General features: G+C 65.4%; 18 protein-coding genes and 1 pseudogene. 5 read left to right on the top strand and 14 right to left on the bottom strand.

The window, feature by feature from the left end; genetic code table 11:
* Positions 1-13: 13 nt before the first annotated feature.
* The 4 genes and pseudogenes from ALVIN_RS18345 to ALVIN_RS13070 form a co-directional block, all read left to right on the top strand.
* A pseudogene (locus tag ALVIN_RS18345) lies at positions 14-1,009 on the top strand (MCP four helix bundle domain-containing protein); the annotation flags it as partial.
* A gap of 539 nt (positions 1,010-1,548) precedes the next feature.
* On the top strand, positions 1,549-2,235 hold the full coding sequence (locus ALVIN_RS18340) for a methyl-accepting chemotaxis protein (RefSeq protein WP_407637041.1): 687 nt from the start codon (positions 1,549-1,551) through the stop codon (positions 2,233-2,235).
* A gap of 1 nt (position 2,236) precedes the next feature.
* The gene (locus ALVIN_RS13075) at positions 2,237-3,484 is read left to right on the top strand and encodes a PP2C family protein-serine/threonine phosphatase (protein WP_223295219.1); all 1,248 of its coding nucleotides are present in this window, start codon (positions 2,237-2,239) and stop codon (positions 3,482-3,484) included.
* 53 nt (positions 3,485-3,537) lie between these two features.
* Entirely contained in the window at positions 3,538-4,611 is a 1,074-nt protein-coding gene (locus ALVIN_RS13070) for an HD domain-containing phosphohydrolase (protein WP_012971796.1), read from the top strand.
* Positions 4,612-4,620: 9 nt separating this feature from the next.
* Here ALVIN_RS13070 and ALVIN_RS13065 read toward each other — a convergent pair whose 3' ends face one another.
* The 6 genes from ALVIN_RS13065 to ALVIN_RS16690 all read right to left on the bottom strand — a co-directional run bounded on the left by ALVIN_RS13065 (position 4,621) and on the right by ALVIN_RS16690 (position 12,601).
* Positions 4,621-5,775 carry a PilT/PilU family type 4a pilus ATPase gene (locus ALVIN_RS13065; protein WP_012971795.1) on the bottom strand — a complete coding sequence of 385 codons (1,155 nt, stop codon included), beginning with the start codon at positions 5,773-5,775 and terminating at the stop codon, positions 4,621-4,623.
* A gap of 31 nt (positions 5,776-5,806) precedes the next feature.
* The gene (locus ALVIN_RS13060; protein ID WP_012971794.1) at positions 5,807-6,844 is read right to left on the bottom strand and encodes a type IV pilus twitching motility protein PilT; all 1,038 of its coding nucleotides are present in this window, start codon (positions 6,842-6,844) and stop codon (positions 5,807-5,809) included.
* A 76-nt stretch (positions 6,845-6,920) separates the two neighbouring features.
* Complete coding sequence (purE, locus tag ALVIN_RS13055; RefSeq protein WP_012971793.1) at positions 6,921-7,436, bottom strand: 5-(carboxyamino)imidazole ribonucleotide mutase; 516 nt, start codon at positions 7,434-7,436, stop codon at positions 6,921-6,923.
* Complete coding sequence (gene purK, locus ALVIN_RS13050; RefSeq protein ID WP_012971792.1) at positions 7,433-8,587, bottom strand: 5-(carboxyamino)imidazole ribonucleotide synthase; 1,155 nt, start codon at positions 8,585-8,587, stop codon at positions 7,433-7,435. Before purK ends, purE begins: the two co-directional genes overlap by 4 nt.
* A gap of 147 nt (positions 8,588-8,734) precedes the next feature.
* Positions 8,735-9,916, bottom strand: a complete 1,182-nt coding sequence (locus ALVIN_RS13045) for a response regulator (protein WP_012971791.1) — start codon at positions 9,914-9,916, stop codon at positions 8,735-8,737.
* Positions 9,917-12,601, bottom strand: coding sequence for a CHASE4 domain-containing protein (locus ALVIN_RS16690; protein WP_012971790.1), 2,685 nt, complete (start codon positions 12,599-12,601; stop codon positions 9,917-9,919).
* Positions 12,602-12,719: 118 nt separating this feature from the next.
* Here ALVIN_RS16690 and hemF point away from each other — a divergent pair, with 118 nt between their 5' ends.
* Positions 12,720-13,640 (top strand): oxygen-dependent coproporphyrinogen oxidase, encoded by a 921-nt coding sequence (hemF, locus tag ALVIN_RS13035; RefSeq protein ID WP_012971789.1) that lies wholly within the window; start codon positions 12,720-12,722, stop codon positions 13,638-13,640.
* 8 nt (positions 13,641-13,648) lie between these two features.
* Here the strand turns inward: hemF and ALVIN_RS13030 are convergent, their stop codons facing one another.
* The 8 genes from ALVIN_RS13030 to ALVIN_RS12995 form a co-directional block, all read right to left on the bottom strand.
* On the bottom strand, positions 13,649-14,725 hold the full coding sequence (locus tag ALVIN_RS13030; RefSeq protein WP_012971788.1) for a glycosyltransferase: 1,077 nt from the start codon (positions 14,723-14,725) through the stop codon (positions 13,649-13,651).
* A complete protein-coding gene (locus tag ALVIN_RS13025) occupies positions 14,722-15,822 on the bottom strand; it encodes a glycosyltransferase (RefSeq protein WP_012971787.1) in 1,101 nt (366 codons plus the stop codon). Before ALVIN_RS13025 ends, ALVIN_RS13030 begins: the two co-directional genes overlap by 4 nt.
* Positions 15,819-16,856: a glycosyltransferase family 9 protein gene (locus tag ALVIN_RS13020; RefSeq protein ID WP_012971786.1), complete on the bottom strand. Its 1,038-nt coding sequence runs from the start codon at positions 16,854-16,856 to the stop codon at positions 15,819-15,821. Before ALVIN_RS13020 ends, ALVIN_RS13025 begins: the two co-directional genes overlap by 4 nt.
* Before the next feature lie 97 nt (positions 16,857-16,953).
* Entirely contained in the window at positions 16,954-17,217 is a 264-nt protein-coding gene (locus ALVIN_RS13015) for an FmdB family zinc ribbon protein (protein ID WP_012971785.1), read from the bottom strand.
* Positions 17,218-17,352: 135 nt separating this feature from the next.
* Positions 17,353-19,527: a malate synthase G gene (locus ALVIN_RS13010; RefSeq protein ID WP_012971784.1), complete on the bottom strand. Its 2,175-nt coding sequence runs from the start codon at positions 19,525-19,527 to the stop codon at positions 17,353-17,355.
* 174 nt (positions 19,528-19,701) lie between these two features.
* A complete protein-coding gene (locus tag ALVIN_RS13005; protein ID WP_012971783.1) occupies positions 19,702-24,012 on the bottom strand; it encodes a PAS domain S-box protein in 4,311 nt (1,436 codons plus the stop codon).
* Complete coding sequence (locus ALVIN_RS13000) at positions 24,009-24,470, bottom strand: response regulator (protein ID WP_012971782.1); 462 nt, start codon at positions 24,468-24,470, stop codon at positions 24,009-24,011. The genes ALVIN_RS13005 and ALVIN_RS13000 overlap by 4 nt, the downstream gene beginning before the upstream one ends.
* On the bottom strand, positions 24,467-25,942 hold the full coding sequence (locus ALVIN_RS12995; protein WP_012971781.1) for a sensor histidine kinase: 1,476 nt from the start codon (positions 25,940-25,942) through the stop codon (positions 24,467-24,469). Before ALVIN_RS12995 ends, ALVIN_RS13000 begins: the two co-directional genes overlap by 4 nt.
* Positions 25,943-25,948: the final 6 nt, after the last annotated feature.

Raw genomic sequence — 25,948 nt, 5'->3', positions numbered from 1 at the left:
TCGGGAATAAAACATGGGCACTATGAAGGTTTCCACACGCTTGGGGTTGGGCTTTGGGGCGGTCTTGCTGCTGTTGGGCCTGATTGCCTTCGTCAGTTGGTTCAATATCCGCCTGCTCAACGACGATATTGAGATCATCATCAGCGATCTGTTTCCCAAGACCGTTGAGGCCAACGGCATCATCGACGACCTCAATGCCGTCGCGCTCACGGTTCGCAACGCGATTCTGCTCAGCGACCCGGTCGAGAGGGCCGACGAACTCGACCGGCTTCCCCCGCTCAGCCAGTCGATCGGCGAGCACATTGAGCGGTTGACGGAGACGATTCGATCGGCAGAGGGAATCAAGCGGCTCGATGCGCTAAAGAGCGCGCGTTCTCGCTATGTCGAGGATCTGCAAAAGATCATTCCCTTGGTGCAGTCGGGGCGTGATGACGAGGCGCGCGCTTATCTGTTGAACGAGTTCCGCGAGGCCGGGAGTATCTACCAGGAGACGGCCATCGAACTCATCAAGTTCCAGACGGCGCTGATGGATCAAACTGGTGTTTTGGCCAAGTCAAATGCGGGCACTGCCATCACGCTGACCCTGTTGCTCTCGGCGCTGGCGTTCGTGGTCGGCATTGGTGTGGCGCTTTGGATCACCCGCTCGCTGACGAGACAGCTCGGCGGCGAGCCGGATTATGCCGCCACCATGGTGCTGGCCGTGTCCAACGGCGATCTCTCGCACAGTATCCGGACCAAGGACGGCGATACCACCAGCCTGCTCGCTTCGCTCAAGGTGATGCAGGAGAACCTCAAGCAACTGGTCGGTGAGATCGCCGGTATCGTCCAGGCCGCGACCCGTGGGGATTTCAGCCGCCGTCTGGATGTCGCCGGCAAACAGGGCTTCGGCAAAGAGATCAGCGAGGGACTCAACCAGCTGGCCGAGACCACGGACGTCGGACTCAAGGACGTCACCCGCGTGGCCAACGCCCTGGCCGCCGGCGATCTGTCGCAGACCATCACCCGCGACTATCCGGGACTCTTCGGCGAGACCAAGAACGGCGTCAACGGCACCGTCAAGGCCCTGACCGCCGTGGTCGACGAGATCCGTAACATCGTCGACGCCGCCAACCGGGGCGACTTCAGCATCAAGCTCGATCTGGCCGGCAAGCAGGGCTTCGCGCGCGACATCGCCCAGTTGCTCAACCAGCTCTCCGACACCACCGAAGTGGGCCTGAAAGACGTGATGCGCGTGGCCCAGGCGCTGGCCGACGGCGACCTGACCCAGACCATCACCCAGGACTATCCTGGACTCTTCGGCGAGACCAAGGCCGGCGTCAATACCACGGTGGTGAACCTCAAGGATCTGGTGTTCCGCATCCGTGAGGCGGTCGACACCATCAACACCGCCTCGGGTGAGATCGCCACCGGCAACCAGGATCTGAGCCAGCGCACCGAAGAGCAGGCCAGCTCGCTGGAAGAGACCGCAAGCTCCATGGAAGAGCTGACCAGCACCGTCAGGCCAATCAACTGGCCATTTCGGCGGCTGATGTCGCGGTCAAGGGCGGCGTGGTGGTCAATGCCTCGGTCCAGACCATGGCCGACATCTCCGAGTCGAGCAAGAAGATCGCCGACATCATCGGCGTCATCGACGGCATCGCCTTCCAGACCAACATCCTGGCGCTCAACGCGGCGGTGGAAGCGGCGCGTGCCGGTGAGCAGGGCCGCGGCTTCGCCGTGGTCGCCGCCGAGGTGCGCAGTCTCGCCCAGCGCTCGGCCAATGCCGCCAAGGAGATCAAGACCCTCATCACCGACAGCGTCTCCAAGGTCGACTCGGGCACGGCCCAGGTCAACGAGGCCGGCGCCCGCATGACCGAGATCGTCGAGTCGATCAATCGCGTCACCAGCATCATGGCCGAGATCTCGGCCGCCTCCGTCGAGCAGTCCAGCGGCATCGAGCAGGTCAATCAGGCCATCACCCAGATGGACGAGGTGACGCAGCAGAATGCCGCCCTGGTCGAGGAGGCCGCCGCCGCCGCCGAGGCGCTGGAGGATCAGGCCCGTACCCTGGCCGAGGTGGTCTCGGTGTTCAAGGTCGGGCAGGAGGATGGCCATGTCCATGCCCATGCGACCACGCGCGCCGTCGCGCACAAGTCGCCGGTCGCCGCCAGGCCGGGCAAGGTCAGTCACCCGCCCAAGGCCGGGCCGTCCCGTCAGCCGATGAAGCCGGATGAAGACGAATGGGCGGAATTCTGAGTTGAACCCTCCGACGCCTGCAATGCCGGTCGAGCCGGTCGTGGCCTCTGAGCCTTCAGAGTCGAGTGGTGTCTCCGGCGGTCAGCGGGGACTGGCCCTGATCGTCGATGACGAGGTCGCCAATCGGCGTCTGCTCGGCTCGATGCTGGTCAAGGAGGGCTTCCGCACGCTCGAGGCCGCCAATGGTCGCGAGGCTCTGGAATGCTTCGAGCAGGAGCGTCCGGACATCGTCTTCATGGACGCCCTGATGCCCGAGATGGACGGTCTGGAGAGCACCAGACGCATCAAGCGTCTGACCGGAGAGGACTTCGTGCCGGTGATCTTCCTGACCGCCGTCAAGGACGAGCAGTGCCTGTTGAGCTGCATCAAGGCCGGAGGCGACGACTTCCTCGCCAAACCCTTCACCCTCACGCGGCTCAGGGCGCGTGTCCTGGCCATGGAGCGCGTGCGCGATCTGCAACGCACGCTCGCCGCCAAGCAGCGTCTGCTCGAAACCCTGCTGGAGCACGATCACGAGGAGAAAAAGCTCGCCGAACGCGTCTGGACCCAGGCCGTCAAATATCACAATGTCTGCGTCCCGGCCATCGGAATGGTCGAGCGTCCGGCCACGATCTTCAATGGCGACCTGGTCTTGATGCACTATCTTCCGGATGGCGGGCTGAGGATACTTCTGGGGGATTTCACCGGCCATGGACTGGCGGCCACCGTCGGTGCCCTGCCCGTGGCCGACACCTTCCATGCCATGACCACCAAGGGCTTCGACGATGTGGCCTTGCTCTCCGAGATCAATCAGAAGCTCTATCGTCTGCTGCCCACGGAGCGCTTCATGGCCGCCTATCTGATCTCGATCTCGGAAGGCGGCGATACCCTGTCCTGGTGGAACGGCGGCATGCCGGCCGCCCACCTGTGCACCGCCGCCGGGCGGATCGAACTGCCCTCCCACGCACTGCCGCTCGGGATCCTGCCCGAACTCCATGATCCGGTCATGCGTCAGGTGCAGATCACGGCGGGTGATCGTCTGCTGCTCATGAGCGATGGATTGCTCGAAGCACCGGACCAACAGGGCCAGATGTTCGTCGATGCCGGTCTGAGTGCGCTACTGGACGATTGGGCGCCTGGAACGCCGATCCTTCCGGCGCTGATGGCGGCCTTCGATGCGCATTGTGCTGGAACCGAGCAAATCGATGACGTGGCCGTGATGGAGATTCCGCTCGACATCGATGCGTTGCGTAGACAGTCCGGAACCTGACTATCCGGGCCATGTCAACGCTCCTATCATTCAGCAGCGGGACGATGAGACCCATGGCGAGAGTCGATACACTGTGCCGTAAGACGGCCCGGATCCTGGTCGTCGACGACGAGCGCGTCAGCCTCGTTCTGATGGAGCGCCTGCTTCAGGCTGCCGGCTACGCGAACATCGTGCTCGTTCAAGACCCCCATGAATTCATGACGGTCTATCAGCAGGCGCCGACCGATCTCATCCTGCTCGACATCGAGATGCCGGGGCTGAGCGGGTTCGATCTCATCGAGCGGCTGGCCGCGCTCGCCGACCCACTCACGCCGCCCATCCTGGTACTCACCTCGCTGCGCTCGCGCGACTACCGGCTGCGCGCGCTGGAGGCGGGGGCCAGCGACTTCATCGGCAAGCCTTTCGACCAGGCCGAGGTCGCCGCCCGGGTGCGCAACATGCTCGATGTGCAACTGGCGCATCGCATGGCGCACGATCAGAAGGACATGCTCGAACGCATCGTCTATGAGCGCACCCGTCAGATCCGCGAGACCCGGCTGCAAGTGGTGCAGCGTCTGGGGCGTGCCGCCGAGTATCGCGACAACGAGACCGGGCAGCACATCCTGCGCATGAGTCATACCTCGACCCTGCTGGCCCGCCATCTGGGCTGGGACGCGGAGCGCTGTGAGATCATGCTGCATGCCAGTCCCATGCATGACGTGGGCAAGATCGGTATTCCCGACAGCATCCTGCTCAAACCCGGACCGCTCACGCCCGAGGAATGGCGGATCATGCAGACTCACAGCACCATCGGCGGCGATATCCTCAGCGGTGATGATTCCGAGCTACTGCAACTGGCGCGCGAGATCGCCCTGAGTCATCACGAGAAATGGGATGGTGGCGGTTATCCGCTGGGTCTGGTCGGCGAGGCGATCCCCGAGTCGGGCCGTATCGTCGCCCTGGCCGATGTCTTCGATGCGCTGACCTCGGTGCGTCCCTACAAGCCGGCCTGGGAGGTGGAGGCGGCGCTCGACTGGATGCACAGGCAGTCGGGCAAGCATTTCGACCCGAACTTCATGGCCGTCTTTCTCGACCTCGTCCCCGAGATCCTGAATATCCGCGAACGCTTCGCCGATCCGGTGCCCTGAGCGGCGCGTTCAGCGTTTGTTCCGGGGGTCTTCGTCCCTGACCAGACTCATGGCGTCGATGCCCTGATCCGTCGTACTGCTCGGCGTCATACCGCTCTGTAGCTTGATCATCAGCCGCACCTCGTTGGCCGAGTCGGCGTACTTCAGGGCATCCTCGTAGCTGATCTCGCCTTCCTGATAGAGATTGAACAGCGCCTGATCGAAGGTGATCATGCCCTGTTCGCCCGAACGCTTCATCAGATCCTTGAGCTTGTGCACCTCGCCCAAGCGGATGAGATCGGCCGCCAGCGGCGTGTTGAGCAGGATCTCGATCACCGCACGCCGGCCCTGGCCGTTCTTGCGCGGCGCCAGTTGCTGGGCGACGATGCCCTTGAGGTTGAGCGAGAGATCCATGAGCATCTGGCTGCGCGATTCCTCGGGGAAGAAGTTGATGACGCGATCCATGGCCTGATTGGCGTTGTTGGCGTGCAGGGTGGCGAGCACCAGATGGCCGGTCTCGGCGAAGGTGATGGCGTACTCCATGGTCTGGCGGGTGCGGATCTCGCCGATCAGGATGACGTCCGGGGCCTGACGCAGGGTGTTGCGCAGGGCGACCTCGAAGGACTCGGTGTCCACGCCGACCTCGCGCTGGGTGATGATGCAGCCGTCGTGCTCGTGGACGTACTCGATCGGGTCCTCGACCGTGATGATGTGGCCCGAGCTGTGATGGTTGCGGTAGCCGATCAGGGCCGCGAGCGAGGTCGATTTACCCGTGCCGGTGGCGCCGACGAAGATCACCAGACCGCGCTTGGTCATGGCCAGATCGCGCAGCACCGAGGGGAGCTTGAGTTCCTCCAGGGTCGGGATGCGGGTCTCGATGCGCCGCAGCACCATGCCGACGGCGTCGCGCTGGACGAAGGCGCTGACACGGAAGCGTCCGAGCGGGGCGCGGTCGAGCGCGAACTGACACTCCTTGGTGTCTTCGAATTCGGCGCGCTGGCGCTCGTTCATGATCTCGTAGACCATGCCCTGCGCCTGATCGGCCGTGAGCGGCTGCTTGGTCGCCGGATAGATGGTGCCGTCGATCTTGATGCTCGGCGGCCAGCCGGCGGTGATGAAGAGGTCCGAGCCCTTTTTCTCGACCAGGGCACTCAGGAGTTGTTCCAGCGCGCGCTTCAGATCCATGGTGCGACCTCAGTCGGTCAGAAGGGGGGCTTCAATGGAAATCCTCTTTGCTCTGCGCTTTGGCGCGGGCGTCCTGGCGGGCGATGAGTCCCTTGCTCAGGAGCTCCTTGAGATTCTGATCCAGGGTCTGCATCCCGTGCGCCTGGCCGGTTTGGATCGCCGAATACATCTGGGCGATCTTGGCCTCGCGGATGAGGTTGCGGATGGCCGGGGTGCCGATCATGATCTCGTGCGCGGCGATACGTCCGCCGCCGGTCTTCTTCAGCAGCGTCTGCGAGATGACCGCGCGCAATGACTCGGAAAGCATGGCGCGCACCATGTCCTTCTCGGCGGCCGGGAAGACGTCAATGATGCGGTCGATGGTCTTGGCCGCCGAGGTGGTGTGCAGGGTGCCGAACACCAGATGGCCGGTCTCGGCGGCGGTCAGGGCCAGCCGGATGGTCTCCAGGTCGCGCATCTCGCCGACCAGGATGATGTCCGGGTCCTGGCGCAGGGCCGAGCGCAGCGCCTCGCTGAAACCGAGGGTGTCCTTGTGCACCTCGCGCTGGTTGACCAGACACTTCTTGCTGACGTGCACGAACTCGATCGGATCCTCGATGGTGAGGATATGTTCGTACTTGTTGTCGTTGATGTGGTCGACCATTGCCGCAAGCGTGGTCGACTTGCCCGAGCCGGTCGGCCCCGTGACCAGGATCAGCCCGCGCGGCACATCGATGATGTCCTTGAAGCTCTTGGGCGCCTTGAGCTCTTCGAGCGTCAGCACCTTGGAGGGGATGGTGCGGAAGACGGCGCCCGCGCCGCGCTTCTGGTTGAAGGCGTTGACGCGGAAACGCGCCACGCCGGGGATCTCGAACGAAAAGTCGGTCTCCAGGAACTCCTCGTAGTCCTTGCGCTGCTTGTCGTTCATGATGTCGTAGACCAGCGAATGGACTGCGCGATGTTCCAGGGGTGGAACATTGATGCGGCGCATGTCGCCGTCGACCCGGATCATGGGCGGCAACCCGGACGACAGATGCAGGTCCGAGGCATTGTTCTTGACGCTGAAGGCGAGCAGTTCGGCGATGTCCACGAGTCCTCCTGTTTCCCCGCCGTTGGCGGAGCGGACCGCGTCCGTGACGCGGCTTAGAACCGGTTGAAGCTCCGCTTCAGAGCGCGTTCCGTTCCAGGAGCGCGACCTTCTCCATCACCATCGACTCCAGATCGCGCTTGTACCGGGCGACCCGCTCCAGCAGCGCGGTATCGGCGCTGCCCAGGATCTGCGCGGCCAGGATGCCGGCGTTCTTGGCGCCGTTGATGGCGACCGTGGCCACGGGCACACCGGCCGGCATCTGCACGATCGACAGCAGCGAATCCTGACCGGAGAGGCTGGAGGTCTTGATCGGCACACCGATGACCGGCAGCGGCGTGATGGCGGCCGCCATGCCCGGCAGATGAGCCGCGCCGCCGGCACCGGCGACGATGACGCGCAGGCCGCGCTCGACGGCGCCTTGAGCATAGTCATAGAGCCGCTGGGGCGTGCGATGGGCCGAGACGATGGTCATCTCGTAGGCCACGCCCAACTCGTCGAGGATGGCGGCGGCCTCGCGCATGACCGGCAAGTCCGAGTCGCTGCCCATGATGATGCCCACCAGCGGGCCGGATGGATGTTTGGATTGGGTCATGGGTGATCCTCGCCCGAGATCTCGATGAGTGCGCGTACCTGGAGTGCCTTGTGTTCGGCTGTGGCGATGTCCGGGTCGAGCACGGTGACATGGCCCATCTTGCGATAGGGTGCCGTGGCCGCCTTGCCGTAGAGGTGCAGGCAGACGCCCGGAATGGCCAACGCCTCGGACAAACCTTTGACGACCGGACGGCCGCGATGGTCGGGCGCGCCGAGCAGGTTGATCATGGCCGCCGGCGAGAGCTGGTCGGTCGCACCGAGCGGCAGTCCGACCACGGCGCGCAGATGCTGCTCGAACTGGTCGGTGACATTGGCCTCGATGGTGTGGTGGCCCGAGTTGTGCGTGCGGGGCGCGACCTCGTTGACCAGGAGTTCTCCGGTTTCGGTCAGGAACAGTTCGACGCCGAAGATGCCCACGCCGCCCAGGGTCTCGACCGTGCGCACGGCCAGGGCCACGGCGGCCTCGGCCGTCTCGGGGGCGATACGCGCCGGGGCGAGCAGCAGGTCGAGCACGTTCTCACCGGGGCGGAAGACCATCTCGACCACCGGATAGCAGCGGCAGTCGCCATCGTGTCCGCGCGCGACCACCACGGCCAGTTCCTTCGCGGCCGGCACGAAGCGTTCGAGCAGCGAGGGCACCGGCAGATGGCGCGGGTAGTCTTCGGCCGACTTGAGGATGGAGACGCCGCGCCCGTCGTAGCCGCCGCGTCTGGCCTTCTGCACCAGCGGATAGCCGAAGGCGGCGAAATCCTCGGGCGTCGGTTCGGGCATGGGCACGAACTCGGCCGTCGGGATGCCGGCGGCGGCGAGCGCCTGCTTCTGGGTCAGCTTGTCCTGGATGAGCGCCAGCACACGGGGCGATGGATGGATGCGGTGTCCCTCGCGTTCGAGCTGGATGAGGGTCTCGGTGTCGATGTCCTCGATGTCGAAGGTGATGACATCACAGGACTCGGCCAGCTCGCGCAGCTTGGCCGCATCATGATAGTTGCCGACGATCTGATGACCGGCGACCTGGCCGGCCGGCGAGCCGGGAGTCGGATCGAGTATCACGCAGGTGCAGCCGAGGCGCTTGGCGGCCTTGGCCAGCATGCGGCCGAGCTGGCCGCCGCCAATGATACCGATCCGGGCAAGGGGTAGGGGAAATACGTCCATGGAGCAATGATCAGGGTTATTCGGGAAATTGGGAAGTCCCGCCGCTCGGATTGGAGCCGCGAGAGCGAACTGTGCGGCATTGTGGACCGAGATGTGGGGTTGGACCAAGCCCTATCGGTCGAATCGTTTGTTTGCTGTGCCGAATCCTCATGACTCGCCGGCGACGCGATAGCGTTCGACGGTCGTGTCCGGCAGCCCGAGCCGGGCCAGTAGACGCATCAGCTCCTGGTCGGATTCGCCGCTGTGGATCAGACCCGCGATGCGCATCAGCACCTGCTCCTTGCGCACGGTGCCCTCGGGCAGCAGATGGGCGGCGTCGACACGCGCTCGCACACTGCCGGGAAGCGTCCACTGGCTCTTGATCTGGTTGCCCGCTCGCGCACCCTCGCGTGTCAGGAGCCGTGCGCCCTGTGTCTCGTCGAGCGTCTGCCCCAGATCGATCCAGGCCTGCATCACCTGCAACAGCGCCAGCTCGCCGACCCGATACAGCAGACAGGCCGTCCGTGCCGCCTCGACATCGAATTCCACGTCCGCACCCAACTGCTTGACGATCTCGGCCAGAGCCAGACTGTCGCGCTGGAACGCCTGATATTGGGCCCGCAGCCAGTCGTGTTTCAGCGCGCTTCCCGGCAGCAGCGACAACTCCACGGCGAGATTGACGAGTCCAGTCAGCCCGATGCGCCTCAGCGCGCTCTCGAAGGTTTCGAGCGGCTCCGGTCCGCGCGCGTACCCATGCCCATTGGCCAGGCTCAAGACCCGCAGAACCAGTGCCGGATCACGCTGGCTGCGCTGGAGCAGGGCACGCAGGCCCTCGACGTCGAGCTGACGTATTCCCTTGAGAGCCTGTACGAACCCGGATTCGATCGGCAGACCGGGCAGGCCGTGTGTCAGGTTGAACAGGACGAACGCTTCGAGCGAGGCAAAGGTCGGCATGACGGTCGGGGCATCCGGTTCCGGTTCGGGAGGCGATGCGGCCATGACCTGCAACAGACGCGCCCGCACCTCGTCGATGTCGAAGGGTTTGACGATGAAAGCATCGACATGCTGGGCACCCGCCGTCAGGATCGAGGCGCGATCGGCATGTCCGGACACCATCACGCACAGCGTCCTGCTCCCGGACTTCTTGATTTGTTTCAACACCTCGATGCCGCTCATCCCCGGAAGCTCCCAGTCGAGCAGCGCCAGATCCGCGCCCGAGCGTTGCCAGCGGTCGAGCGCCGACAGCGCGTCGGACTCCAGATCCACCACGGCCCTTGGCCACAGCTGCTTGACCAGCTGTTCCAATAGAACGGCCATCGACGGCTCGTCTTCCAGGATCAACACGCGCATTTATGCCGACTCCTCCAACTCCGCTGGCCGGATGACCGCTTCGAGTGCGGCGACGAAACCAGCGAATTCATGTTCGACCTCGGCGAGCTTGACCGCTGCGTCCGGTAGTCGGCCGTCTCGTCCCAAGTCCTCCAACTCATGGCAGCGGGCCGCCAGGCGCTGGCCGCCCAGATTGGCGCTGCTCGACTTCAATGTATGCGCGGCCTGACGCAATTGCTCGGCATCCCCGGCATTCAGCGCCTGCTGGAGACGCTGTTTCAGACTCAGGGCGCTTTGCAGATAGAGTCCGACGACCCGTTCGAGCGGATCGGGCTGTCCGGGTTGCCGGAGCGTGCGAATGGCGGCCAGCGGTGCCCGATCGAGTGTCGCCAGATCGGTCAGGGTGGTCGGCTCCGGAGCGGATTCGACTGGTTTGGTACCGGGCGCCAGCCAGGGCAGGATCGCCGCGCGCAAGCGCGTCTGACTGAAGGGCTTGCTCAGATAACCGTCCATGCCCGCCCCGGTACAGGTCTCGCGCACGCCTTTCTCGACATTGGCGGTGAGGGCCAGGATCGGCAGCCGGCGCCGTGCCGGATCGGCGTGCGTCTGCTCCCAGGTACGGATGGCCTGAGCGGCATCGAAACCATCCATCACCGGCATGTGACAATCCATCAGCACCAGGTCGAAGTGGTCGCCACATGTGACCGCCCGTTCGGCTTGCACGCCATCGACGGCTGTGACGACCTCCAGGCCCAGTGAATCCAGCATCAGACTCGCCATCTCACGGTTCACCGCGTTGTCCTCGACCAGGAGCACACGACCCGACAGCGGCTCCCAGGGGGCCGTGTCTGCCGTCACCGGATTGTGACGCGATTCGAACGTCATGGATGCGCCGCCCCCCCGTGCCGAGTCGAGCCGAACCTCCAGCGTGAAGCAGGACCCCTGGCCCGGCGTGCTCTCGACCCGGATCGATCCGTCCATCAGGTGCGCCAGACGTTGCGAGATGGCCAGCCCGAGTCCGGTTCCGCCGTGACGGCGCGTCGTCGAGCCATCCCCCTGTGCGAAGGCCTCGAAGATTTCGGCCTGGAACTCGGGAGCGATGCCGGAGCCGGTATCCCGGACCTCGATGGCCAGAGTCATCCGTTCATCGGCATGGATGGTGAGGCTGGCGCTCACCCGGATCTCGCCGTGCTCGGTGAATTTGAGCGCGTTGCCGATCAGATTGAACAGGATCTGACGCAGACGGGTGCTGTCTCCATGCACCAGCCCCGGCAGATCGCGCGGAAGGCGCACCGTCAGCCGCAGTCCCTTGGCACTGGCCGACTCGCTGAAGGTCTGCGCCGTCTCCTCGATCAGGAGGCGCGGATCGAAGTCGTGGGGGGCGAGCGTCAGCTTGCCGGCTTCGATCTTGGAGACGTCGAGGATGTCGTTGATGATGTCGAGCAGGGCGCCGCCGGAGCGATGGATGGTCTGCGCGAAACGCTGTTGTTGCGCATCGAGATCGGTCGCGAGCAGCAACTCGGCCATGCCCAGCACCGCGTTCATCGGAGTGCGGATCTCGTGGCTCATGGTGGCCAGGAAATCGCTCTTGGCACGGTTGGCCGCCTCGGCATGGTCGCGTGCCTCGGCGAGCGCGTCGAGCTGATCGAGCAATCGCTGGCGCGCCTGCGCCAGATGCGCGGTCATGCGGTCGAACGCCTCGGCCAGGACGCCGATCTCATCATGCCGGTCGAGATCGAGCCGGGCATCGAGTGCGTCACTGGTTCCGAGACGGGTGGCGTGCCTGGTCAGCAGCGACAGCGGGGCCAGCACGATCCGGTTGAGCATCACCAGCAGCAGTCCAAGCACCAGCGTTCCGGCGCCCGCCAGCGACAGGCTCGTCAGCCACAGCGACTCCTGGCCGCGTGCGGCGATCTGGCGCGGAGTCGTGACCGCCAGGGTCAGCATGGGTTGACCATCGAGTCCTATCAGGGTCGTCGTCCCCGTGGTTTCGTCCGGGGTTTCATACAGTTTGATCGAAGTCAGTGTCAGTCGCCCGACGCTCTGCGTCTGGCCCGTTGGTTCGGTGTCCGTTTCGGGGGGCGAGAGATGCAGATCGACCCCCGCTTGGTGGCCAAGGCGGTCGATGGAGTGCTCATCCAAGAAGCGCGCCATGAGGATGGTTCCCATGGGCGGCCCCTCTCCGGAGCTTTGCAGTACCAACCGATAGCCGACGAGAAACAGTCCGCGTGGCGTCCATAGCAAGCCGCCCACGGCGGCGTCCGGAGAGGCCTGCCGAGTTGCAATGGAATGCGGCGGAAAGCGTGAAGGCGCCGCAATCTCGGCTAGCTGGCCCGGTTCATCAGGGTTCAATGAATGGCTGCCGACCCAGATCCTTTGATCCGCTTGGTCGTAGAAGGCCAGCACATTGACATCCAGTTGCTCCAGAGCCAGCGGGTTCAGATTGCTGTCGATGAAGTCCTGATTGCGCTCTTGAACGAAGCGATAGGTCTCGTCCCAAACGGCCCAGTCGTTGATCGATGGGATCAGGAAGTCCAGTTCACGTTGCAGGGCCTGGATGGCGCGCTCCAGGTTCTGCGCGGCCTGCGCGCGGTCGAGTTCGAGAAAGCGCGGATAGATCACCAGGTGCCCGATCGCGTACTGGCAAACCGCCGAGACGGTGAAGGCGGTGAGCAGGAGCCAGAGGACGCGCGTGCGCAGGGTCATGGTGTCGGTCCCTGAGTCGGGCGCCTGTCAGCCGCTCGTGCAGGATTCGCGCGGGCATGAGGCGCCGTGGATCGGTTATGGTTGCACTGTCCATACTTTAACGCGAGGACTCATGGCCATGTCGAACCAACCCGATCTTCAGGCCGTCAAGACCTATCTGCTCGATCTCCAGGACCGCATCACCGTGGCGCTGCGCGCGGCCGATGGCGGGGCCGAGCTGCGTCAGGATGCCTGGGAGCGGCCCGGCGGCGGGGGCGGACGCACGCGCGTGATCCGCGAGGGGCTGGTGTTCGAGCAATGCGGCATCAACTTCTCGCACGTCCACGGCGAGCGGTTGCCGCCCTCGGCCAGCGCCCATCGGCCCGAGCTGGCTGGGCGGCGCTTCGAGGCGCTTGGCGTGTCGCTGGTGGCGCATCCGGCCAATCCCTATGTGCCCTCGTCGCATCTGAACGTGCGTTTCTTCCTCGCCGAGAAGGCGGGCGCCGAGCCGGTCTGGTGGTTCGGCGGCGGCTTCGATCTCACGCCCTATTATGGCTTCGAGGAAGATGTCATCCACTGGCACCGCAACGCGCGCGAGGCCTGCGAGCCGTTCGGCGCCGAACTCTATCCGCGTTTCAAAGCCTGGTGCGACGAGTATTTCTTCATCAAGCACCGCCAGGAGCCGCGCGGTGTCGGCGGGATCTTCTTCGACGACTTCGACCAGGGCGGTTTCGAGCACGCCTTCGCCTTCTGGCGAAGCATTGGCGATCATTATCTGACCGGCTATCTGCCGATCGTCGAGCGCCGCTGGGCCATGACCTATGGTGATCGAGAGCGCGAGTTCCAGAAGATCCGGCGCGGGCGCTATGTCGAGTTCAATCTGGTCCAGGACCGGGGCACCCTGTTCGGGTTGCAGTCGGGCGGGCGGACCGAATCCATCCTGGTCTCCATGCCGCCCGAGGTGAGCTGGCGCTACGACCATCGGCCCGAGCCGGGGACGCCGGAGGCCGAACTCCTGGAGCGCTTTCTGGTGGTGCGCGATTGGTTGAGCGAGGACTGAGGTCCGGCTCAGCCACCCGCGACCTGGCGATAGAGTTCCAGATAGCGATCCAGGATGGCGCGGCGGCTGAATTCATGCTCCACCCGCTCCAGTCCGCGCGCGACCAGCGCCGCCATCAGAACTGGATCGGACAGCGTCTGGCGGATGCCCTCGGCCAGCGCGGCGGCTTCGGCGCAGGGCACGCACCAGGCATCCTCGCCATGACGGGCCAGCTCGCGCGCGCCACGGAAACTGGCCGTCACCAGCGGCTTGCCCCAGGCCCAGGCTTCGAGGATGACATTGCCCAGCGTCTCGTCTTCCAGCGAGGGGAAGACGACCAGATCCGCCATCTGGAGATAGGGCGCCGGATCGCGCTGCCAGCCGGCCCAGACGATCCGGTGTGACTGGCCGCCCTGTTCGGCCTGATGCCGCAACTCGGGACCGAGCGGTCCATCGCCGACCATCACCAGCCGCAACGGACGCCCGGCAATGGTCTCGGGCAAGCGTTCGAGCGCGTCGATCAGATAGCGCTGGCCCTTGACCGGCACGAAGCGTCCGAGCGTGACCAGCACCCAGGCATCGTCCGGCAGGCCGTGCATAGCGCGGCGTTCGGCGACGAGTTCGGGCGCGACCGGACGGGCCGGGTCGGCGAAGTTATAGATGTGGTGGACGCGCTCGGCCGGCAGTCCCTGGCGCACCATCCAGTCGCACAGGCCCTGGGTGTTGCCGATCCAGCCGTGGGCGTGACGATAGGGGCCGAGTGCGTAATAGCCGCCGAGCCGGGCCAGATGGACCGGACCGCCCGCGCTTGGCAGACGGGCGAGCCGGGTCGCGCGACCCATGTAGGTCTGGACGATGTCGGGCTTCAAGCGCTGGATCAGACGCCCGACCGCACGCCGCGACCAGGGATCCCAGGTGGTGCGATAGGGCAGTCGATGGACCGGCAGTCCGCCGAGATCCAGCCCGTCGAGCGCGCTCCCCTGGCGGATCGACAGTTGAGCCGGCACCCCGCGCTCGGCCAGCGCGTCGCTGAAGCGGATGAACCAGCGTTCGGCCCCGCCGAGCGCCTTGCTGGCGACCATTTGCAGTGTGGTCGGTTCGGTCATGTGTGAACCAATCCAGTCGCGTCGAGCAACTCCCGATAGACCGCGAGATTGCCCTCGACCATGGCGTCGATCGAGAACTCGCGCGCCATGAGCGCCCGGCCGCCCGCGCCCAACGCACGGCGGCGTTCGGGATCGCCGAGCAGCGTGCCGATCGCCGCACGCAGCGCTGCGACATCGCCCGGCGGAACCAGCAGGCCGTTCTCGCCCTCGCGCACCGCCTCGGGAATACCGCCGGCACGGCTGGCGACGATCGGCACGCCGGCGCTGGCGGCCTGGAGCAGCGAGACGCCCAAGCCTTCCATGAGCGCCGGATGCACGACCAGATCGAGTGCGGGCAGGATCTCGGGCAGATCATCGCGAAAACCGGCGAGCCGGACATGATCGCCGAGTCCGGCCTCATCGATCCGGCGTTGCAGATCATCCGCCAGCGGCCCCTGGCCGAAGAAACGCACCTGGATCTCGGGATGCGCGGCGACCAGCTCAGGCAGCGCGGCGAGCAGGAAGCGATGCCCCTTGCGCGGGATCAACTGCGCGATCACGCCGATCAGGAATGCATCTGCGGACACCTGGAGCCGGGCGCGAATCGCCGCTCGGTCGACCGGCGCCGCATAGCGCTCATGATCGACGGCACTGCGCACCACGCGCAATTTCGCTGACGGCAACCCTTCGGCGATCAACACCTGCCCGATCCCGTCCGAGATGGCGATGACCCGATCGTGCAGCCGGTACTTGAGTGCGACCAGCCAGCGCGGTTCGGGATTGTCGACCCGGCGCGTATGGATCACCGGCACTCCGGCCAGCCGCGCCGCGATCCCGCCCATGACATCGGCGCCGATGCGGCTGTGCAGATGGACCAGATCCGGGCGGCTGGCGCGAATCAGCCGGTACAGACGCCCAACCATCGGTAGATCGGCATCGCCATGCATCGGCAGGCCATGGACCTCGGCGAAGGGCGCGGCGGCCTCGGCCAGCGCACAGCCGCGCGGACAGGCCAGCAGATTCTCATGCCCGTGCGCCGCCAGTCCGCGCACCAGATGCAGCACCTGGAAGGCCCCGCCGTAGAGATGACGCCCGCCCTCGACGTGCAGAATCTTCACGCCCGCAACACCTCGTCGGCAGCGCGCAGGATCTCGTCGGCCTCGATCGCACGCATGCAGTCGAATCGCCCGTCACAGATCGGACGACGCTTGCAGGGCGAGCAGGGCAGGGCATGATGGAGCACCCGCGCCTTGGCGCGCGTGGTGTCGAGATAGGGACAGGTCGAGCCGAACAGCAGCAGACTCGGCGTATCGAACGCGATGCCCATGTGCGAAAGCCCGGTATCGACGCCGATCAGGAGCGCCGCGCGGTCGATCAGGGCCGCCGCTTCGGTGAGACTGGTCTGGCCGGTCAGATCGATCAACTGATCGTCGGCCGCATCGGCGATCCGTCGTGCCGCCTCGCGGTCACCCGGACCGCCGAGCAGCACCGGCACCAGCCCCAGTTCATCGCGGACACGATGCGCAAGTCTGGCCCAGCGCTCTTCGATCCAATGCTTCTGCGGACGCGTCGTGAAGGGACAGAACACCGCATAGCCGTTGGAGAGCGACTCGCGCGCGATGACCGATTCGGCGAAGGCCGCTTCCGCCTCGCCATAGTGGACCGCCATCGGAAAGCCGTCCGCGACCGGCAGGGCGAGCGACTCGGCCAGAAAGCGATACTCCGAACCGATCAGCCTGGAGTCGCCCCCGCGCGGCAGCCGGCGTGTCATCAGCCACTGACTGCCCTCGCGCGAGCCGAGTCCGATGCGCTCGCGCGCCCCCGACAGCCAAGTCAACAGACCGCTCTTGAGCAGCCCTTGCAGATCGAGCGCCAGATCGAAGTCCTGTTCGCGCAGATTGGCCCGCAGCGTGCGAATCCCCGCCCACAGCTCGCGATAGCGCCGTTCGCGCCATAGCCGCTGCCAGTGACGCAACGGACAGACGATCACGGCATCGAGATCCGGATGACGGTCGAGCAGTGCCGCGCATTCGGGCTGGACCAGCCAGGCGATGCGCGCCTCCGGCCAGCGGCGGCGCAGCGCCGCGACCAGCGGTGAGGCAAAGACGATGTCGCCGATGGCGCTCAGACGGACGACCAGGATCGATTTCAAGATCAGAGCCTCTGTCTGGAGCCGGTCGGCGCGGGTTGGATGGCGATGGCCAGGATCGGCGAACCGACCCTGGCTGAAGCGGGGCCTAAGCGGGCGATCAATTCAACCCGCACATACCGCCGCCACAGCAGGAGCCGGTGGCACAGGAGGGCGCGGGCGTGCAGCCGCTGCCCAGGCTGGAGCTGGTGATGACGTTGCCGCCGGTGGCCAGACGATGGACGGGCGCATCCGCCGGGGTATCGCCCAGCTCCACCCCGGCGCGCTCGCACAGCTCGCCCCAGCTGGTCAGGGTTTCGCTCATGCGATGGCTCACCTCGATCACACGATCATTGGTGTCGCAGCGGTAGTCATAGGTCGGCATGACGTGCTTCTCCATAGATGAATCAAGCGGTTGACGCGCGCGATTATAGATGAGCGGCTCGGGCGCGCAAAGCCCAGCCTGACGCAGGGTTTTAGGGCGTGCGCCACACCGTGGCATGACGCACGACTCGCCGACTCAGCTCCCGGCCTTGAACCGCCGCCGCATCGCGTGCAGGGTCGGCTCGGTATAGCCGTTCGGCGCCTCACGACCCTTGAAGACCAGATCACAGGCGGCCTGGAAGGCCACGCCATCGAATCCGGGCGCCATCGGCCGGTAGAGGGGATCGCCCGCGTTCTGCGTATCGACCACGGCAGCCATGCGCTTGAGCGACTCCATCACCTGAGATTCACTGACGACGCCATGATGCAGCCAGTTGGCCACATGCTGGTTGGAGATGCGCAGCGTGGCGCGGTCCTCCATCAGGCCGACATTGGCGATGTCGGGCACCTTGGAACAGCCAACGCCCTGATCGACCCAGCGCACCACATAGCCCAAGATGCCCTGACAGTTGTTGTCCAGCTCGGCCTGGATCTCCTCAGGTGTCCAGGCGCGGTTCGGATCGAGCGGGATCTGGAGCAGATCGTCGAGCGTCGCCCGGCGTTCACCCTTGGCCAGCTCAGCCTGGATCGCGGCGACGTCGATCTGGTGATAGTGCATCGCGTGCAGGGTCGCGGCGGTCGGGGAGGGCACCCAAGCACAACTCGCTCCGGCCTGCGGATGCGCCGACTTGGCCGCGAGCATGGCCGCCATCTCGTCGGGCATGGTCCACATGCCCTTGCCGATCTGGGCCTGACCGCGCAGACCGCAGGCCAGACCGACATCGACGTTCCAGTCCTCGTAAGCACGCAGCCAGGCCGCGCCCTTCATGTCGCCCTTGCGCAGCACGGCGCCGGCTTCCATGTCGGTGTGGATCTCGTCGCCCGTGCGGTCGAGGAAGCCGGTGTTGATGAAGATGATCCGCTCGCGCGCGGCGCGGATGCATTCCTTGAGGTTGAGCGTGGTGCGCCGCTCCTCGTCCATGATGCCGATCTTGAGCGTGTTGCGTGCCAGACCCAGCGCGTCCTCGATGCGTCCGAACAGATCGACCGCGAGCTGGACTTCTTCCGGGCCGTGCATCTTGGGCTTGACGATATAGACGCTGCCGGTGCGCGAGTTGCGTCGTGCGCCATGCTCGGGATGGACGTCGTGCAGGGCGCAGAGCACGGTGATCATCCCGTCCATCAGTCCTTCGGGGATCTCGCGCCCCTCGGCATCGAGCACCACGTCCGTGGTCATCAGATGGCCGACATTGCGCACCAGCATCAGCGAGCGCCCCGGCAGGGTGAGCGAGCCGGTTCCAAGGCGACTGTAGGTCCGGTCCTCGGCCAGCGTGCGCTCGACCATCCGCCCGCCCTTGCTGAAGCCGGCGGTGAGATCGCCCTTCATCAGCCCCAGCCAGTTACGGTAGACGCCGACCTTGTCCTCGGTGTCGACGGCGGCGACCGAGTCCTCGCAGTCCTGGATGCTGGTGACGGCCGATTCGAGCAGAATGTCGGCGACACCGGCGGCGCTGCCGGCGCCGATCGGGTGGTTGCGGTCGATGCGGATCTCGATGTGCAGACCATGGTTGACCAGCAGGACCGCGTCCAACTGGTCCGGGTTGCCCCGGAAGCCGGCGAACTGCGCCGGATCGGCGAGCAGGGTCTCGCTGTTGTCGGGCAGGAGCACCACCAGCTTGCCGTTCTCCAGCTTGTAGCCGCAGGCGTCGGTGTGCGAGCCGCGATTGAGCGGCACGGCCTCGTCCAGGAAGATCGCCGCGCGCTCGACCACGGCCGCCGCACGGGCCGGGTTGAACTCAGCGCCACGTTCCAGCCCTTCGTCCTCGGGGATGGCGTCCGTGCCATAGAGCGCGTCATAGAGACTGCCCCAACGCGCATTGGCGGCGTTGAGCGCATAGCGGGCGTTGCTGACCGGCACCACGAGCTGCGGGCCGGCAATGGTGGCGATCTCGGGATCGACATTGCTGGTATTGACCGTGAAGTCCGGCCCCTCGGGCAGCAGATAGCCGATCTCGACCAGGAAATCGCGATAGGCGGCCAGATCCAGGGGTTGATCGCGATGGGTGCGATGCCAGGCGTCGATCTGCTGTTGCAGGGCGTCGCGCTTGGCGAGCAGTTCACGGTGACGGGGCGCGAATTCACGCACGATTTCGCCGAAGGATTGCCAGAAAGCGGCGGGGTCGATCCCGATGCCTGGCGTGATCTCGTCCCGGACCAGATCGTGGAGCGGCTGGGCGACCTTCAGGCCGCCGATATCCAGGTAGTCAGTCATGGTGTCGGCCTCTAAATGGATCACGCGCTGTGAGGTCGAGCGAGCGCGATGGAAGAATTGGAAGCGATAGAATCGGGCGGCTTGGCGGTGAGCGCAACCTGAGAATGCATTGATTGGCTCAAGCATCAGCATAGATCCGTTCGCCTCGCCGCGACCGGATCAGGCTGGGTGAGGTCAGGCTGTGCCGGATTCGATCAGTGTGCGCAGAGTCTCGCGGGCGGCTTGATAGTCGAAGTCCTTGATCTCGGCTCCCAGGCGCTCGGCGCACTCGCCAAGCGCACGCCGCAGGAGATCCTGGTGACGGGCATAGAGCTGATTGGCCTCGGTGTTGTCCGTGTCGAGCAGGTCGGCGAGTTGGGTGAGGATCGTAGCGATATCGGCGCCGTCGCCGGCCGTCTCGGCTTGGCTGCTCACCCACCGGCTCGCAGCGATCTCGGTCAGCAGTCCGTCGAGTGCATCGGCGAGTTCGAGTGCCAGGCGCGGGGCCTCGATGTCGAGTGCGCGCGCGCGCTTCTCGGTCTCCGTGGCCAGCGCATGCACGGACTTGGCGAACAGATTACCCGCCGTACCCTTGAGCCGATGGGCGATGAAGACCAGTCGGTCACGGTCGCCCTGATGGGCCGCCTCGCGCAGCAGGTCCGCCTGCTCCTGATTGGACTCCAGCACCGCACGCAGCAGACGCGGGATGAAATCCGGGTTGTGCGCATAGCGCGACTCCAGAGCCGGCCATTCGACCCAGGTTTCCGGAGTCGCGGTCGTCTGGGCCTCTGGTGCATCGGTCCGCGCCGGTTCTACAGTCCGTTTCCGGATGCGCGGCTCTCGGGTCTTGTCCAGGGTCAGCGGACGGTGCCGGACATGGCGCACGATGATGGCGATGAGTTGTTCGATGTCGACCGGCTTGGCGATGTGATCGACCATGCCGGCTTGCAGACAGAGATGGCGCTCGGAGTTCAGCGCATGGGCCGTCAGACCGACGACCGGCAACCCGGGGGCGAACTGGTGGATGCGCTGCGTGGCCTCCATGCCGTCCATCACCGGCATCTGGATGTCCATGAGCACCATGTCGAAGGCGGCTGGTCCCTCGCGCTCGACACAGTCGACCGCCTGACGTCCGTCCTCGACCAGGGTCAGGTCGCAGTCCTCGGCGCGCAGCATCTCCTCCAGCACCAGCCGGTTGGCCGGGTTGTCCTCGGCAGCCAGGAGACGGACCCCGCTCAGACGCGCGCCGGTCCAGTCCGGGGGCGCCGTCTCGGTGATGAGCCGGCCGGGACCGATGACACCGCGCGGTTCGATCAGCGGCAGGCGCGTCTCGAAGCGCGTGCCCTCGCCGAAGCGGCTCCAGGCACGGATCTCGCCGCCCATCAGCTCGACCAGACGCTTGCTGATGGCCAGCCCCAGACCGCTGCCGCCATAGCGGCGCGTGATCGAGCCGTCGGCCTGCTCGAAAGGCTGGAAGAGATTGGCCAGATAATCCTCGTGCATGCCGATGCCGGTATCCTCGACGCTGAAGACGATCCAGCCCTCCTCACGCCGGATGCCGAAGGTGACGGCGCCCTGATCGGTGAATTTGACGGCATTGGAGAGTAGATTGGCGAGCACCTGTGACAGACGCAGATCGTCGCCCATGAAGGTTGCCGGCAGGTTCGGGTCTTCTTCGAGGCTGAAGCGCAGTCCCTTGTCCTTGGCGCGGGTGGTCAGGAGATCCACCGAGCGCTCGATGACCGCGCGCAGATCGACCTCGGCATCATGGATGTCGAGCTTGCCGGCTTCGATCTTGGAGAAGTCGAGGATGTCGTTGATGATGCCGAGCAGCAGTTGACCCGAGTCCAGGATGCGCCGGAAGAAGGTGCGTGCCCTGTTGGGGTCGGTCTCGCGCGCGCCGATCTGGGCGAAGCCGAGCACGGCATTGAGTGGGGTGCGGATCTCGTGGCTCATGTTGGCCAGGAATTCGCTCTTGAGGCGTGCCAGACGCTCGGCCTCGGCCAGTGCCGCTTCGCGCGCGGCCTCGGCCTGTTTCTGGGTCGAGACGTCGATGAAACTGACCACCGCGCCGACGATCTCGCCCTCGCGCCGGATGGGGTGTGAGGAATAGGACACAGGCAGCGGCGTGCCGTCGGCGCGCCAGAAGACCTCATCGTCGCCGCGCAGCACCTCGCCGTTGAGCAGGGTGCTGTGCAGGAGGCAGTCCTCCATCGGGTAATGGCGGCCATCGACGTGGCTGTGATGGATGATCTCGTGACTGGGGCGGCCGAGGAGCTGTTCCGGGGTGTAGCCGAGCATGGCGCAGGCGGCCGGGTTGACGAAGGTGGTGCGTCCCGCGATGTCGACGCCATAGAGTCCGTCGGCGCTCGATTCGAGGATCAGCCGGCTGTGTTCTTCGGCCAGTTGCAGTTCGCGGGTGCGGGTCTCGACCAGCTCTTCGAGATGCTGGCGATAGCGGTCCAGTTCCTCCTGGGCGCACTTGAGATCCGTGATGTCCTCCTTGACCGCCAGATAGTGCGTCACCCGGCCGTCGGGCTGACGCACGGGCGAGATGGTGGCCAGCTCGACATAGAGTTCATCGTCCTTGCGCTTGTTGTGCAGCTCGCCGCGCCAGACCTCGCCGCGCTGGAGCGTGACCCAGAGGTCTTCATAGATCTCGCGCGGCGTCTGGCCGGATTGCAGCAGGCGCGGATTCTGGCCGATGGCCTCTTCCAGGGTATAGCCCGAGACGCGGGTGAAGGCGGGATTGGCGTATTCGATGCACGCGTCGAGATCGGTGATGACGATGCTGGTCGGGCTCTGCTCGACGGCCAGTGAGAGCTGGTGCAACTTCTCCTCGGTCTGCCGGCGCTCGGTGATGTCGAGATGGGTGCCGGCCATGCGCACGGGACGCTGGTCCGGCCCCCACTCGACGACCTTGCCGCGATCGAGGATCCAGACCCAGTGCCCGTCCTTGTGACGCATACGGATCTCGCACTCGTAGTGAGCGGTCTCGCCCTGGAAGTGGCGCCGGAGCTGGCGGTCGACGCGCGCGCGGTCGTCCGGATGACAGAGGTCGTTCCAGGTCTGGATGCTGATCGGCTCCAGTTCATCGAGTCGATAACCCAGGATCCGGGCCCAGCGATCGTTGAACCGAACCTCGCCGGTCTGGACCCGCCAGTCCCACATTCCCAGCTCAGACCCTTCCAGGGCCAGTTCCAGGCGTTCGCGGCTCTCCTCCAGGGCCAGTTGCAGGGTGCGCCGTTCAGTCACGTCGTCATAGACGGCGACCAGCTCGCCATGCGGCAGGCGATAGACGAAGTTCTCGCGCCAGCCCTGGATGCGCTGGTCGTGATAGAGTCGCGGCGGGATGTGCTCGGCGCGACCCGTACGCCACACGCGCGCGAACACGTCCAGGAAGCCGCACTCCGCCACGCCCGGAAAGACCTCGGTCAGTCGCCGGCCGAGCAGTTTGGTCGCCTCGACGCCCTCGATGTATTCCACCGCGTGATTGAGATCGCGGATGATGAAATCACGCCCGTCCTCGATGGCCTCGTAGATGCAGACGCCGCTGCGCATGTGCTCGAAGAGCGCGTGGAACCGCGCCTCGCTCTCGCGCAGATCCTGTTCGGCGCGGCGCTGGCACAGGATGCGCCAGAGTTCGTTGGCGACGAGCTGGAGGGTTTCGACATCCAGCTCCGTGTAAGGCGCCTCTTTGTTGCCGATGCAGAAGAGCATGACGACCCGTCCGCCTTCGATCACTGGCAGACTGATGAAGCGCTCCAGGGGGATGTGGCCCTCCTCTGATCGTCCGCGTCGTTCGGCGGCCGTCGGATCGTCGTTGACGACGATCGGGCGTTGCTGGCGCAGGGCGTCGGCCCAGAGACCGGCCTGGTCGACGGATTCATGCAGCGGAGGTGCGGCGAGACAGCCGGCGTCGAGTGTGCGGTGCGACCAGGTGACCAGATCAATGGTGGTCTGATCCTCACTGACGCGATGGATGAAGGCGATCCGGCTGCCGGTCAGATCCTCGACCAGCGTCTGACCGAACTGCAGGAACTCAGCCTCGCCGAAGTGCTCAGCGACGCGCGGCAGCTCCAGCAACCCTGAGGCGCGTCGGGCCATGAGCCGCAGATCCGCACGCTGGCGGGCTGCCTCCAGGGCGCGTTCGAGGGCCTCGGGCAAACGGGTCAGACGATCCTTGAGGATGTAGTCGCTGGCGCCATTGCGCAGCAACTCGACGGCGCTCTCCTCGCCCAGGGCGCCGGTGACGAAGATGAAGGGCCAGTCGGGGTCGCGCTCGTGAGCCAATTGCATGGCCGTGCGCCCATCGAAGCGCGGCAACCCGAAATCGGCCAGAATGGCATCCGGTTTGAAGTCGTCGAGCGCGACGAGAAAATCCTCGCGTGTCTCGACACGCCGTGACTCGAACGCCACCCCCGCACGGCGCAGGACGCGCTCGTTGAGTTCGGCGTCGGCCGGATTGTCTTCCAGCAGCAGCAGGCGTAATGGACGGGCAGTCAAGTCGAACGGATCTCCGGTGGCACACGGTTGACCAGCACCCAATACATCCCCAGCTCGGCGACGGTACGCGCGAATTCGTCGAAGGCGACGGGCTTGGCTACGAAGCTGTTGACACCCAGTTCATAGGTGGCGACCAGATCGCGTTCCTCGTGCGATGAGGTCAGGACCACGACGGGCAACTCGCGTGTTTCGGCATGGGCGCGGATCTCGCGCAGTACCTCGATCCCGTCGACCTTGGGCAGGCGCAGGTCGAGCAGCACGACGCGCGGCAGTATGTTGGGACACTGGGTATAGTCGCCGCGATGGAAGAGGAAATCCAGCGCGGCGGCGCCGTCCTTGACCCATTCCAGACGGTTGGCCAGATTGTGCTTGCGCAGCGCGCGCATGGCCAGTTCGGCATCGTTCGGGTTGTCTTCGACCAGCAGGATGTCGACCATCGAGTCTTGTGTGACCATCATCCATCCTCCGCGTTCGCAGCCGCTGTGAATGATTCGGGATCGATGGGGAGGCTGAAGGCGAAGACCGCGCCGCCATTGACCGCCCCCCCGGCCTCGACCTGGCCGTGGTGTCTCTGTACGAAGCGCTTGACGATCGCCAGTCCCACACCCGTGCCCTCGAACTCGTCCACGCCATGCAGGCGCTGGAAGAGACAGAAGAGCTTGGCCGAGTAGGCCGGGTCGAAACCGGCGCCGTTGTCCTCGACACTGTAGCGGATGCAGCCCGTCTCGGCGCGCGCTGAGACCTGGATTCGGGCCGGATCGCGGTCGCGCGTGAACTTGAGCGCGTTGCCGAGCAGATTCTGCCAGATCTGTCGGATCGCTCGCGGGTCGCCCTGACAGTTTGGCAGATCCGCGCGCTGGAACTGGATCGGACGCCCGCTCGCGGTCTCCAGGAGATCCGACCAGACCTCGTCGACCATCTGGTTCATGTCGACCGTCACCCACTCCATCGCCAGGCGTCCGGCGCGCGACAGGGCCAGGATGTCGTCGATGAGCCGTTCCATCTTCCGTGCGTTGGCGCTGACCACGCCGAACAGACGCAGACCCTCGGCGTCGAGATTGGCGGCGTAGTCCTCGCGCAGGATGCCGATGAAGCCATCGATGGCGCGCAGTGGTGCGCGCAGATCGTGCGAGACCGAATAGCTGAAATTCTCCAGATCCTGGACGGCCGCTTCCAGATCGCGCGAGCGTTCCGCGCGCGCCACCTCGGACTCGGCCAGACGCCGGACCATGGTGTTGAAGTCGCGCGCGAGCTGGCCGAATTCATCCTCGCCGGTCAGATCGAGTTGCTTGGGCAATCCATTGGGACCGATTCTGCGCGTGCCTTGGGTGAGTGTGTGCAGCGCCGTGCCGATGCGGTCGAGAATGGGATGGGTCAGCCAGAGGACCAGCACGGCCGTCAGCGTCAGCAGCCAGAACTCGCGGCGCCAGAGCCGTTCGCTGTGCTCGACCAGGGCCGCGCGGGCGGTTTGATGGAGTGCGCGCAAGCGGGTGTCGAGCGCGTCGAGTTCGCGCATCAGGTTCTGCTCGACCTCGCTGATCTGAGGGACGGCGATCCACTTGAGCATGGGGACCGTCAGGCCGTCGAGCATCTCGTAATGGATGCGCGCCATGAGCAGGTGCCGCTCCAGCCCGTGGATGATTTCGCCCAGTCCTGGCTCGTCGCGCCAGACGGCCAGATCCGCCATGCCGCGATTGACGATCTCCAGGGCGTCATAACCTTCACGGCGGATGGCGTTGTCGCGCGTGGCCAGGATGAGTCGGCTCACATCGCGCACATCGCGCAGTGCCTCGCGCATCGCATCGGTCTTCAGGGCCAGATGGCTCAAGGCATTGAGACGATCCTGCCCGCGATAGATGGTCACGCCGAAGACGATCGCCACCAGCAGCGGCAACAGACCGATCAGTTTGAGCTTTGCCTTGATGCCCATGAGTCG

Origin of the sequence: Allochromatium vinosum DSM 180, from assembly GCF_000025485.1 — a bacterium.
In the GTDB taxonomy this organism is placed as follows: Bacteria; Pseudomonadota; Gammaproteobacteria; order Chromatiales; family Chromatiaceae; genus Thermochromatium; species Thermochromatium vinosum.
This window is presented reverse-complemented; position numbering and strand designations above follow the sequence as displayed.